Here is a 12775-nt window from a genome sequence, read left to right on the forward strand (position 1 = left end):
ACTTTTTGTCGCGTTTGACAAAAAGTGACTCGCCGTAAGGGCGAAAAGGTGAGTCAGCGTCGCCATCGCAAATGGACTGTTCGCTGAGCCAAAACAGACGAGTTCGCTTCTTGCTTCTTGCTTCTTGCTTCTTGCTTCTTGGATGTGGGCATTCACATCGAGTAGGTATTCATTCGCGCAGGTGGCGCATAGTCACCTTTCCGCCCTTACGGCGGGTCACTTTTTGTCAAACGCGACAAAAAGTAACCAAAAAACGCTGCGCTCCTATCATCCGGCCCCTACGCTCCGCTCCGGGGTTCCCTCGCTACGGTCTTGCTCCCGGGAGTACGCGCTGCAGGCCCCATCCATGGGGCCTCAGCGCTTGACGGGCATCCATGCCCGTCACCTCCCTCCGCAAGCCCTGCGCTCGGCCTCCTGAAGTCGCAATCTGCGTCGCCTGAACTATCGCGCACTTAGAAGCAAAAGCCACGGCAACGGCAACGGCAACGGCAACGGCAACGGCAACGGCAACGGCAACGGCAACGAACCGAGTCTGATCAACGGTCCTTGAACTGTGCCTCACGCTTGGCGATGAATGCGGCCATGCCTTCTTTCTGGTCTTCGGTGGCGAAAGCCGCATGGAAGACCCGACGCTCAAAGCGAACCCCCTCGCTGAGGGTGACTTCAAATGCTCGGTTGACGCTCTCCTTGACCATCATGCTCACCGGAATCGACTTGCTGGCAATGGCCGCGGCCACCTTCAGCGCCTCTTCCACCAGCTCTGCTTGCGGCACGATCCGCGCCACCAGACCTGCACGCTCGGCTTCTTCCGCCCCCATCAGGCGGCCGGTCAGGCAAAGCTCCATGGCCTTGGCCTTGCCCACCGCACGCGTCAGGCGCTGGGTGCCGCCCATGCCCGGCAGAACGCCCAGGTTGATTTCCGGTTGACCAAATTTGGCATTGTCCGCAGCGAGGATAAAGTCGCACATCATCGCCAGCTCACAGCCGCCGCCCAGGGCAAATCCAGACACGGCAGCAATGATCGGCTTACGGCGATTGGCAATGCGGTCGGCGTCGCTGAACAAGTCGTCGACGTAAATCTGCGGGTATTGCAGCTCGGCCATTTCCTTGATGTCGGCGCCAGCGGCAAAGGCTTTGGCCGAGCCTGTCAGCACCACGCAGCCGATGTTCGGGTCGCGCTCGAGCTGGTCCAGAGCCTGGTTGATTTCGCCGACAATCTGCGCGTTCAGCGCATTGAGCGCCTGCGGCCGGTTGAGGGTGATCAGGCCGACCTTGCCGTGGATGTCCAACAGGATGGTTTCGAATGCCATGCAGTCTGCTCCTTCAAAGATTGCGCGCAATGACCATGCGCTGAATGTCGCTGGTGCCTTCGTAGATCTGGCAAACCCGAACGTCGCGGTAGATCCGCTCCAGCGGGAAGTCACTCAGATAGCCATAACCGCCCAGGGTCTGCAAGGCATCCGAACAGACCTTTTCGGCCATTTCCGAGGCAAACAGCTTGGCCATCGACGCTTCCACCAGCGCCGGGCGCCCCGCATCACGAAGGGCGGCGGCGTGCAATACCATCTGCCGGGCAACGGAAATTTTCGTTGCCATGTCGGCCAGGCGAAACGCCACGGCCTGGTGCTCGATCAGCGCTTTGCCAAAGCTCTGGCGCTCGTTGGCATAGTCCCGCGCCACTTCGAACGCCGCGCGGGCCATACCCACCGCTTGCGAGGCGATGCCGATACGGCCGCCTTCAAGGTTGGCCAGGGCGATCTTGTAGCCTTCACCCTCCGCGCCCAGCCGGTTGGCCACTGGCACGCGCACATTGTCGAAAACGATCTGGCAGGTGTCGGAGGCGTGCTGGCCGAGTTTGTCCTCCACCCTCGCTACCTGGTAGCCCGGCGAATCGGTCGGCACGATGAAGGCGCTGATGCCTCGCTTGCCAGCCTCCGGGTCGGTGACTGCAAACACGATCACGACGCCGGCGTTCTGCCCCGAGGTAATGAACTGCTTGCTGCCATTGAGCACGTAGTGGTCGCCTTCCAGGCGGGCGCGGGTCTTCAGGCTGCTTGCATCGGAGCCAGCCTGCGGCTCGGTCAGGGCGAAAGCTCCGAGCATCGCACCTGAGGCCAGCGGGGTGAGGAACTGCTCTTTCTGCTGCTCGTTGCCGAAGCGCAGGATCGGCACGCAACCCACCGAGTTGTGCACGCTCATGATGGTCGAGCAGGCGCCATCGCCCGCGGCGATTTCCTCCAAGGCCATGGCATAGGCCACATAACCGGTGTCGCTACCGCCCCACTGCTCCGGCACCAGCATGCCGAACAGGCCCAGTTCGGCCATTTCGTCGATGGCCTCTTTCGGGAAGCGATGTTCCTTGTCCCATTGCTCGGCAAACGGCTTCAGGCGTTCCTGGGCGAAAGCACGTACCGCGTCGGCAATCTGTTGTTGCTCGTCATTTACCAGCATGGTTCACCTCAGTACAGGCATTCAACAGCCATGGCCGTGGCCTCGCCACCGCCGATGCAGATGGCCGCCACACCCCGACGCAGATTGTTCTGGCGCAAGGCCGACAACAGGGTGACCAGAATACGTGCGCCAGAAGCGCCGATCGGGTGGCCGAGGGCGCAAGCGCCGCCGTGGATATTGACCTTGTCGTGTGGCAGATCGAGGTGTTTCATGGCCGCCAGGGTGACCACGGCGAAGGCCTCGTTGATTTCGAACAGGTCGACTTCGGCCAGGTTCCAGCCGGTGCGCTTCATCAGTTTGTCGATCGCGCCGATCGGGGCGGTCGGGAACAACGCCGGGGTGTCGGCAAAGGCGGCGTGACCGTGGATGACGGCCAATGGCTTGAGGCCACGTTTGTCGGCCTCGGAGCGGCGCATCAGTACCAGCGCCGCAGCGCCGTCGGAAATCGAACTGGCGTTGGCCGCCGTCACGGTGCCGCCTTCACGAAACGCCGGTTTGAGCTGCGCAATCTTGTCCAGGCGCGCCTTGGGCGGCTGCTCGTCATCCTTGATGACGCGCTTTTCCTTGCCCTCGGTGACTTCCACCGGCACGATCTCGGCGGCAAAACGACCGCTGCTGATGGCATCCTGCGCTCGGGTCAGCGAGGCGATGGCGAACTGGTCCTGGGCTTCGCGGCTGAAGGCATTGGCCTGGGCACAGTCCTCGGCAAAGGTGCCCATCAGGCGGCCTTTGTCGTAGGCGTCTTCGAGGCCGTCCATGAACATGTGGTCGATGATCTTGCCGTGGCCCATTCGGTAGCCGCCACGGGCTTTGTCCAGCAGGTACGGCGCGTTGGTCATGCTTTCCATGCCACCCGCCACTACCACGTCTGCGGTGCCGGCCAGCAGCAGGTCATGGGCCATGATCGCGGCTTGCATACCCGAGCCGCACATCTTGTTCAAGGTGGTGCAGGTGGTGTGTTTGTCCAGCCCGGCGCCCAGCGCGGCCTGGCGTGCCGGCGCCTGGCCCTGGCCGGCCGGCAGCACGCAGCCGAACAGTACCTGCTCGACACAGGCGGCATCGATGCTGGCACGTTCCACGGCAGCACGAATGGCGGCGCTGCCCAGTTGCGGCGCAGTCAGGCTCTTGAGGTCGCCCTGCAACCCGCCCATGGGCGTGCGCACGGCGCTGACGATAACGATGGGGTCATTGGCGAGGGTCATGTTCGCTCTCCTTACTTGGCAGCCATGCGCAGCGCACCGTCGAGGCGGATGACCTCACCGTTGAGCATGCTGTTCTCGATGATGTGGCGGGCCAGCGCGGCGTATTCCTGCGGGCGGCCCAAGCGGGGCGGGAACGGTACGCCGGCAGCCAGCGAAGCACGTACCTCTTCGCTCATGCCGGCCATCATAGGGGTTTCAAAGATACCCGGAGCGATGGTCATCACGCGGATGCCGAAGCGTGCCAGTTCGCGCGCGGCCGGCAAGGTCAGGCTGGCAATGGCCCCCTTGGAGGCAGCGTAGGCGGCCTGGCCAATCTGGCCGTCATAGGCGGCAATGGAGGCCGTGTTGATGATGACCCCACGCTCGCCGCTCTCATCGGCAGCCCCTTCGGCCATGGCCGCCGCAGCCAGACGCAACAGGTTGAAGCTGCCGATCAGGTTGACGTTGATGACCTTGGCGAAGCTGGCCAGGCCATGCGGGCCCTGCTTGCCCAGCACCTTCTCGGCACCGACGATGCCGGCACAATTGACCAACCCATGCAAGCTGCCAAAGGCGCTGACAGCTGCATCGACAGCCGACTGGGCCGCCTGCTCGTCACTGATATCAGCCACGGTGAAACGGGCATTGTCGCCCAGTTCGCGGGCCTTGGCTTCGACAGCCTGGGCATTGAGGTCGACCAGCATGACCTTGGCGCCAGCCTCGACCAGCATCTGTGCAGTCGCAGCACCCAGCCCGGAAGCGGCGCCGCTGACGATGAAATGTTTATTGGCTATGTGCATGAGTACTTTCCTTTCAGACGCTGGCAGGGGTGGCCTGTTGCGCTTGTTGTTTGGCGACTTCCTGGTTGCGCAGGATGAAGCGTTGCAGCTTGCCGCTCGGGGTCTTGGGCAGCTCGCTGACGAATTCGATTTCCCTGGGGTAGGCATGCGCGTAGAGGCGCTGGCGCACATGCTGGCGCAAGGTTTCTTCCAGCTCGACGCTGCCGGCGTAGCCGCTGGCCAATACCACGAACGCCTTGATCAGCTCGGTACGCTCCGGGTCGGGCTTGCCGATCACCGCTGCCTCGATCACCGCCGGGTGCTCGATCAACGCGCTTTCCACATCGAACGGCCCCACCCGGTAACCGGAGGTGGTGATCACGTCGTCGCTACGGCCAACGAAGCTGATGCTGCCATCCGGGTTCAGCTCGACAGTGTCGCCGCTGAGGTAGTACTTGCCGACGAAGGCTTTGGTCGGCAGGCCGTGGTAACCGCCGAACCAGCACAGCGGCGACTGCTCACGGTCAACGGCGAGGATGCCTGGCTGGCCGGCTGGCAGTTCGTTGCCCTGCTCGTCCACCACCACGATGCGGTGGCCGGGGATGGCATAGCCGGCAGAACCCAGGTGCACCGGATGCTGCAGGCCATGGTGGTTGCACAGCACCATGCCCAGTTCGGTCTGGCCGTAGTGATCGTGAATGGTCACGCCCAGCTCGTCGGCGAACCAGCGGATCACCTCGGGGTTAAGCGGTTCGCCGGCACTGCTGACCACCCGCAGGCGGCCCTTGATCGGTGCCGAGAAATCTTTGCCCGCCGCAATCAGCAAGCGATACGCGGTCGGCGAACCGGCCAGGTTGGTGATACCCAGCTTGTCGATCACCCGGGCGCAGCTCTCGACACTGAACGGGCCATCGTAGAACGTGGTGGCGTGCCCCAGCGACAACGGACCGGTAACGGCGTAATACAAGCCGTAAGCCCAACCCGGGTCGGCCAGGTTCCAGAAGTTGTCCTCGGGCAGCAGCTCGATGGCATCACGCATGTAGCCCTGAAACGCGACGATCGCACGCAGTGGCACTTCCAGGGGTTTTGCCGGGCCAGTGGTTCCGGAAGTGAACATCAGCAGGAATGGATCGTTGCCTGAGCGCATCACCGGCTCACATACGTCCGCTGCGCGTTCCAGGCATTGCTGGAAGTCCAGCTCACCACTGCGGGCCTTGACAGTGATGATGGTCGGGCAGGCATGCACGTCGTCCAGCTTGGCGCGGTTGTGGCTATCGGTGACCACCACTCGGGCATGGGATTGCTCAAGCCGGTGCTCGATGGCCTTGGGGCCGAACGCGGTGAACAAGGGCTGGTAAACCGCCCCGAGGCGCCAGGTAGCGAGGATGGTCACCAGCAGTTCAGGGGTACGCGGCATCAAGCCGGCAACCCGGTCTCCGGCGCCTACCCCCTGCGCCTTTAACACATTGGCGAACCGGGCAGCCTGCACCTGAAGCTGATCGAAGCTATAGCGCGCGCTGTTACCATCGCGGTCCTCATGAATCAGTGCCAGCCTGCCGTCACCGGCATGCCGGTCACAGCATTCGACACAGGCATTAAGGGCTTCAAGGTTGCCGTGCAATGCCGTCACAACGGCCTGGTCATGGTCGAACGTACGAGCGGCCTCGGCGTAATCGCGCATCATCGGACTCCTGGTTTCTTGTTTTTGGAGTTGAAGCATCGGTCCGACGATGTTCGCGCCGCTCATGCGCGGCGGCAATGGCCAAAGCTGTCAATCTGGATGACTGGTTTGGCCGCCGCTAATCACCCCTCTGCGCGCTCGGCTGCACGCAGGTAGGACTGGGTGAGCCCTGCGACCAGGCGCTCGATATCGAGGACCTGCTGTTCCTGCAGCCGGCGTAGTTGCTGCTCGAAGGCCGCGGGCGCCAAGACAGGACGTTGAGCCTGCAGCTCAAGCGTGCGCCGAGTGTAATCCGCACTGAGGGCATCGAACATTTGGTCATGTTGCTGGCGCAGGTAACGGCGCCAGAACGCGCGCTGGCTCAGGCTATCGGTCAGGCCCTCGATGGTCTGCGCGCGCGTAACCCGCAGGAACGCATCCTCTACCTGGGCCTGTGTCAGCGCGACAGACTCGGGATAGCGCATGGCATACGGCTGGTTGGGCAACCGCAAACGGCTACGAAGTTGCACCCTGTAAGCCAGCCCCAATGCCAACTGGTCAACATGTTCACTGGCAGCCAGACGCTGCCGGCCATCCTGGTAGGCAATCCCTTCCAGTTGATCCAGCCGGAACAGTTGCCTGCCCAGTTCAAGCAACTCGCCCCTGCGTTCAGGGTTGACTGCGGCGGCTTCGGCCTGCGCCTGCCTCACCAATACCTGCAATGCACTGAAATGGCTGGCAACGGCGTCCGAACATGACAGCGGCAGGCCGGCCCGCTCAAAAATCCGCCGGCACAGCACCGGGTCGCCGTCCAGCGTAGCCAGCAGTGTCCATACCCCGTCAACCAGCGCATCCCGCCCTTCACCCGCTTGGCTGTAGTCCGCAGTCATCTCCAGGCGAGCCAACAACCTGAACAACCCGCTGCTACCTGCTTGCGCCAGCAACCGCAGCCACACGGCCTCACGCTCGGCCTGAACCGTCGCATCCGTATGGCCTACCCAACGCGTACGGGCCCTGGCCAGGTCAACTGACCCCAACTGCTCAGGTGAGTGCCGGTGTTCTTCGATCACATCGAGGGCATACAACCTTCGTTGCTGCATGACCGACAAGGGGTTGTCCTCCATCAGAATGGCCTGTCGAAATGCATAAGGCATCAGCTGGATCTCGGTGGGCACTTCGCGGAGTTGGTTGTTGCGCAAGTCAGCACGTTCAAGTAGACCACAGAGCTCCAGGCGACGCGGCCAGCTGCCCAGCCGACAATGACGCAGGTTCAGGCTTGTCAGCCGAGAAAGTTGGTGGAAGCTCATGTCGAGCGCTTCCAGCCGGTTATGACTGAGATCAAGATGCACAAGGTTGGACAAACCATGCAGAACGCTGATCGCCTGGGCGTCGAGGCGTATCTCGTTATGCGCCAACCGAAGCGATTGAAGATTCGGTAAATGGGCAATGCCTGTTGGTAGACGCATCAACGCGTTGTTGTTGAGGTTCAGGTGCGTCAAGGCAGTAAACGGGCGAAGGAAGTCGGCCGGAATGTCAGTAATCAGGGTGTCGTTCACGCTCAGCAGGGTAATGCGATGGAAATCGATGTGCGGCGGTAGTGCCGGCAGTGTGCGCAAACTCAAACCGCTCATCGACAAGCGCTGCCCCTGTGTTTGCCCCTCGCCGGCCGAAACAGGCTCGCCCTGCAGTCGCCAGGCTCGCAGGATGCTGTCGGCCGTCAACCTGCGGTCGGCGCGTCGACCCTCCTGCAACTCGGCACCGACCCAGCGGTTGAGGTACAGCACTAGCTGGTCATGTGCTTCCTGCAGTTCTACCAGGCGCTCGAAGACTGGCTGCGGGCCTTGTTGCACACGCGCCAGCTCCACATCGAGCGCGGCCTCGTCCAGGCCAGGATAAAGCGATCGTAGCTGATCGCGAATGATCGCTCGCTCATCCCTGGGAGCAGCGCCAGGGCGACCACTGAGCGGGTATCCCACGCGCCCATCGTCCATGCGACGCCCTGGATTGAGCCAGGCCTGCTCCTCTGGCCAGCCGAGCATGCGCGCGATATCCCAATGGGTAGCGGGTAACCGCGCCAGAAGCTTCTCACGCAGTTGGCTCGCCGCCGCACTGCCCACCAGTTGCATCGCTGCCCGCTGCTCTGATGTCAGTGCGGCAAAAAGCGCCTCGAAGATACATCCCGGCTCGTCAGCGATAAGCACGTGTGGCACACCTGACCCGTTGTAGATCAGAAACCTGCCTTCATGCCGGACCACTATTCTTCTTGCCTCGGTTCGCCCGCCGCTACCGAGGCGCCTGATAGACCGCCCATCCAGCCCGCGGTCGCGCAAGTCGAGGTCAAGTTGCTCGAGTTCGAAGCTATCCAGCAACGCAAGGGCCAACTCGCCGGTGACATCACTGTACGCCGTGCTCAGATACAACCCCGCCAGCCCCCGGCTCAGGCGAGCCAGACGCAAGAGCGAACGGGCGTTCTTCGCGCACGGCAATGGCAGCCGCCGCTCGACCCGCGCCATTTGGTGCTCAAGCTCATGCGCCTGGCCGGTTACTTCATTTATGTAGGCCGAAGGCAAACCCGGGAAGTCGCGTTTTACCAACATGCTGAGCGGGTCTGCTGCCAGTGACTGTTCTGTCAGGTGAGCAAACAATTGCGGCCGCAACCCGGCCTCATGCACCTGCATCTGCTCCAGTCCGGCGCCCACGCCTGGCCTTGCTTCACACCAGGCCAGCAGCTCCCTGTCCGATGGCATCAACGCCTTCAGCCGAACACGCTGGAAAAACCTTTGAATGCGTGCATGCGCCTGGAAGGCGCGCAACGTTTGGCCAAGGCTCACCGGCGCCGGGCGATTCTCCACGAGAACGCCGCGCAACAAGTCTGCATCGATACCTGCCACCCGCATTATCTGCTCGGCCTGATGCGCGTCGACAGGGGAAAGCTGTGGCCATAATGCATCCAGCATGCGGGCAGGCGCCTGCCAGCTTAAGGGTTGTTCACGCATCAGCTGCCAGCCACGCTCACCGTTGTGCAACACGACCGGCCCGTAGCCCCCCTCACTCGCTGCATGGCGCAGGCGATAGGGGCCATCGGCGACGGGCTGGTGCACTTCGAGGGAACGTCCATCGATACGGACCCAGCGGCAGCCCGCCTCGCCACCGCGCTCCTCCTCGAGCAGATCGACAGGGCCCGGCAATGATCGATAATTCCTGGCGTTGAACTGCCACAGCCGACCGCGCCCATTCCCAACGCTTACCGGCTCCAGGCCCGCGACAAACGCACTGCGCACAAAACTGACACCCGCCACCGTCGCCGCGGTAGCCGCCAAGGTTTCGGCGACCCCCAGCAGATGCTGCAGCGCTTCGTGTTGGTGCCCCTTCGACCAATCCCTCATCCCTTCGAACACTTCGGCGCACGTCTGGGCAACCACCTGCCCCAGCAGCACGCCCCCCACAGCCGGGATGAAAAGGCCGGCGAGGTTTACCAGGTCCAGACCTGCCGCCTTCCACTCAGCGTGTCTGGCGCTAATCGCCCGGCTATCAGCGTCAGCGGTTGGTACCAGCAGCAACCGGGCATCTTCCTTGACCCGTTGCACTTGCCGAGTCGCCAGTTGCGTGAAAACCCCTCCTCCAGGTGTTTCACCCTCAAGCTCCAGGTCCGGCAGCTTGTCTTTCAGGCGCTTGCCGAGGGTACTGACAAAACCTGCACGGTGCTCAAGGCTGATGAGCTGTGTGAAGTACTGCCAGTAACCGGGATCTTGCAACAACCTCGCCACGGTACTGTTCATGGAGGCGGCATTGTCGAAGAACCGCAATGCCTGCCGGGGATCACCAGGCAGGTAAAGTACGATGCCCCGTTCATTTCCCGCCTTGTCATGCAGGTGAATCAGCAAGCCATCGACCACAGGTTTCCCTATTGCCCTCAACAGCATGGCTTTGCCTTCGAGCCCTTGTTGTCGCCGCTCCTGAGCGGGGTCCAGCACTTCACGCAAGGCAAGCTGCACATCGACGCTTATGCTTCCCTGCAAAGCCGCAAGCTCGGTCGCCAGCTTCAACCCCGAACGTTTGTCTTCAGCCAGCACCGCCTGGGTAGCTGGCGGGAAGATCCTTTGCAACGCGTCCTGATAACGCTGACCTACGTCCAGATTGCGACAGGCCGTAATCAATGCTTCCAGCGATGCATTCAATGGTTTGTCGCTGCCTGGCAAAACCAGCCCCGTGCCCTCGTAGTAGCGGGTATTCGCAGCAAAGTTGCGCATCAGCCGCAGTAACCCGTTCTCACGCGTCTGGCTGTACCCGTATGTCTGTTGCAAGGTACCGGGCAGTGTGCCGAAGTGTGGCGCCACCCGCAGCCACTCGAGCTGGGTAAATACCTGCCCGTCCGGCAACGGTGCATCCAGCAAAGCCGCCAGGTGCTTCTCGGCAAACTGCTGGAGCGGCAGTAACTCAAGTGTCAGGCCACTCAAGCGTGCCTGGCTGGCGTGGTGCGCGTTCAGGCTGGTGCGCAGAGTGTTGATCTGGCCCCTTGACGCGCGTTTGAGCCATTCAGGTAATCGGGCACCGATGAATGGGTCATGGCCCGTCGCGTTGATGATCATGGTGGGTTCCCTAGCTATTTGACGAAGCCAACCATGTTGTTCAAATGCCGGACCAGGATGCAGAGGGAACGGGTTCGATCGGCGCCTGCTCGGAAAGCCTTCTGGGCCCGCGCGGTAACGCACTACGGCGGGAAGCGTTCGCCCTTCAGTGCCCTGCCCCTCGCGCCTGGATCAATGCCCGATAATGCCCCGGGTTGCAGCCGAACCACTTGCGAAATGCCTTATAGAACGAGCTGCTGTCGGCGAACCCCAAACGCTCGGCAAGCTCGCCCATGGCCACGTCTTCCTGGCTGAGCCAGGCGATCGCCAGCTCCCGTCGTACGCTGTCCTTCAAGCCCTGGTAGTTCTGCCCCTCTTCTGCCAGGCGCCGCCGCAGGGTCGATGGCGACAGGCACAACTGTCGAGCCAGGCGGTCAGCATCGGGCCATTGCGCAGGGGCCAGGCGCAACAGGTCGGTGCGGATACGCCGCCCGAGACTGGCCGGGTCACGGTACTTGACCAGGATATTGCCCGGCGCTTCGGCAAGAAAACGCTGCAGTTCCTCCTCGCTGCGCCGAAGAGGCAAGTCGAGGCATTGCGAAGCAATGATCATGCGTGTGCGTGGACGCTCAAAATGCAGGTTTTCCGAAAACATGACCCGGTAGTCGTCGCAAAAGGGGGGTTCGGCACAACGCAGATCAATGCTCAGAATCGGGATACGCCGCCCGGCCAGCCAGCAGGTCACGCCATGCACGATCATCCAGAAGGTGAAATAGGTGAACGCGCGGCGCGGTTCGTCACGCGGCTCATTGATGACAATTTCGGCCAGCCCTTGCTGGCGCACCAGGCTGGGCTGCATGTCTTGAAGCATCAGCGACAGAAAGGCCAGCGAGGTTTCCAGGCCTGCACCCAGAGTCGGTTGGCCCATGCTGGCACGGCACATGAACGCCAGGCTGCCACTGCACAGACCGCGCGGGTCCATCGCGAAAAACTCGTCGTTGCAGCGCCGGGCCAGCAAGCGCCACAGGCGGGCATAGGACTCGGCACTGACCCTTGCCTCTGGCAGGTGCAGTTGTTCAACGGCGATGCCCGCCCTGGCCAGCAAGCCACTGTCAGGCTCACCGGAAGGGCAGGTCTGCAACAGCGCTTCGCGCACCAGTTGCATGGAAATGGTGTCTTTGTCGCTCATCGACGGTCCTGTCGGCTGATTGCCGGCCATATTAGGGTGCCCCGCTGCAAACAGCCATCACAGCCCCGCTGCCAGGCTCAGGAATGCCTGAATCAGGCGCAGTTCCCGACGGCGCTCCAGGCAGCCGATCACGTGTTGGTTGACAAGCCCCTCGCCGGCCAAGGATCGTGCCACCACACGGGGATCATTGGCCACTTCAGTGGAAGAAACAACGCCAATCCCCAGCTGCGAGGCCACTGCCTCGGTTACCGCCTCCCGGCTGTCCAGCTCCAGCAAAACACGCGGTTGCACACCCGCCTTGATGCAGGCCTTGTCGAAGGTGCGCCGGGTGGTGGAGCCAGGCTCGCGCAGCACCATGATCTGCTGGTGCAGCTCGGCCAACGGCAAGTCCTCCCGCGCGCCGGCCCAGGCGTGCCCCACGGGTAACAACGCACACAGGCGCGACTCACATAGATTTTGCAGATGCAGCCCTTTGCGCGGCTCGATTTCAGTCAGCACCGCCACGTCGGCATGCTCGCCGAGCAGCGCAGCCAACGTCTCCTGTGCGTTGCCCAGACGCAAGTTGACGGTGACGCCTGGGTATCGTTCACGCAGCAGCGCCAGCATCGGCATGACCCGGTGCGGTCCGTCGGCAGCTACCTCCAGGCGCCCGGTCAGCAACTGACGGTTGGCCTCGAGCATGGCCTGCGCTTCTTCGGCCAGGCCGAACATGGCGCGCGTGATGGCCGCCAGGCGCGTGCCCTCTTCGGTCAGCTCCACGCGCCGTGCAGTACGCCGCAACAAGGTGATCTGGTAGTGCTCCTCCAGGGCCTTGACGTGCCCGGTCACCGCCGGCTGGCTGATGAACAGGCGCTCGGCAGCACGGGTAAAACTGCCCTCACGGGCCACGGCGTCGAAGGCGCGTAGCTGGAACAGATTCATATTCATCGGCCTGACTTATAGCTGGG

The 12775-nt window shown here is 62.6% G+C and carries 8 protein-coding genes; all 8 read right to left on the minus strand.

From position 1 onward, the window contains the following. Positions 1-536: 536 nt before the first annotated feature. Entirely contained in the window at positions 537-1310 is a 774-nt protein-coding gene (locus ACF8FG_RS03360) for an enoyl-CoA hydratase (protein ID WP_014591720.1), read from the minus strand. Positions 1311-1323: 13 nt separating this feature from the next. Next, complete coding sequence (locus ACF8FG_RS03365) at positions 1324-2451, minus strand: acyl-CoA dehydrogenase (protein ID WP_318081724.1); 1128 nt, start codon at positions 2449-2451, stop codon at positions 1324-1326. Positions 2452-2459: 8 nt separating this feature from the next. After that, entirely contained in the window at positions 2460-3653 is a 1194-nt protein-coding gene (locus tag ACF8FG_RS03370; RefSeq protein WP_019437598.1) for an acetyl-CoA C-acyltransferase, read from the minus strand. Positions 3654-3664: 11 nt separating this feature from the next. Further along, positions 3665-4432: an SDR family NAD(P)-dependent oxidoreductase gene (locus tag ACF8FG_RS03375; RefSeq protein ID WP_064492895.1), complete on the minus strand. Its 768-nt coding sequence runs from the start codon at positions 4430-4432 to the stop codon at positions 3665-3667. Between the two features lie 13 nt (positions 4433-4445). Beyond that, positions 4446-6092, minus strand: a complete 1647-nt coding sequence (locus tag ACF8FG_RS03380) for an acyl-CoA synthetase (RefSeq protein ID WP_144180099.1) — start codon at positions 6090-6092, stop codon at positions 4446-4448. Between the two features lie 122 nt (positions 6093-6214). Continuing rightward, positions 6215-10660 carry an NEL-type E3 ubiquitin ligase domain-containing protein gene (locus ACF8FG_RS03385; RefSeq protein WP_110159743.1) on the minus strand — a complete coding sequence of 1482 codons (4446 nt, stop codon included), beginning with the start codon at positions 10658-10660 and terminating at the stop codon, positions 6215-6217. A 145-nt stretch (positions 10661-10805) separates the two neighbouring features. Beyond that, on the minus strand, positions 10806-11828 hold the full coding sequence (locus tag ACF8FG_RS03390) for an AraC family transcriptional regulator (protein ID WP_076403381.1): 1023 nt from the start codon (positions 11826-11828) through the stop codon (positions 10806-10808). 57 nt (positions 11829-11885) lie between these two features. Then, entirely contained in the window at positions 11886-12749 is an 864-nt protein-coding gene (locus ACF8FG_RS03395; protein WP_110159742.1) for a LysR substrate-binding domain-containing protein, read from the minus strand. Between the last annotated feature and the right edge of the window lie 26 nt (positions 12750-12775).

Origin of the sequence: Pseudomonas sp. YQ_6 (genome assembly GCF_043103245.1) — a bacterium.
Taxonomy (GTDB): domain Bacteria; phylum Pseudomonadota; class Gammaproteobacteria; order Pseudomonadales; family Pseudomonadaceae; genus Aquipseudomonas; species Aquipseudomonas alloputida.

Coding starts and splice junctions, on each gene's coding strand:
- ACF8FG_RS03365 (WP_318081724.1), bottom strand. CDS start 2,451: ATGCTGGTAAATGACGAGCAACAACAGATTGCCGACGCGGTACGTGCT.
- ACF8FG_RS03370 (WP_019437598.1), bottom strand. CDS start 3,653: ATGACCCTCGCCAATGACCCCATCGTTATCGTCAGCGCCGTGCGCACG.
- ACF8FG_RS03360 (WP_014591720.1), bottom strand. CDS start 1,310: ATGGCATTCGAAACCATCCTGTTGGACATCCACGGCAAGGTCGGCCTG.
- ACF8FG_RS03380 (WP_144180099.1), bottom strand. CDS start 6,092: ATGCGCGATTACGCCGAGGCCGCTCGTACGTTCGACCATGACCAGGCC.
- ACF8FG_RS03375 (WP_064492895.1), bottom strand. CDS start 4,432: ATGCACATAGCCAATAAACATTTCATCGTCAGCGGCGCCGCTTCCGGG.
- ACF8FG_RS03390 (WP_076403381.1), bottom strand. CDS start 11,828: ATGAGCGACAAAGACACCATTTCCATGCAACTGGTGCGCGAAGCGCTG.
- ACF8FG_RS03385 (WP_110159743.1), bottom strand. CDS start 10,660: ATGATCATCAACGCGACGGGCCATGACCCATTCATCGGTGCCCGATTA.
- ACF8FG_RS03395 (WP_110159742.1), bottom strand. CDS start 12,749: ATGAATCTGTTCCAGCTACGCGCCTTCGACGCCGTGGCCCGTGAGGGC.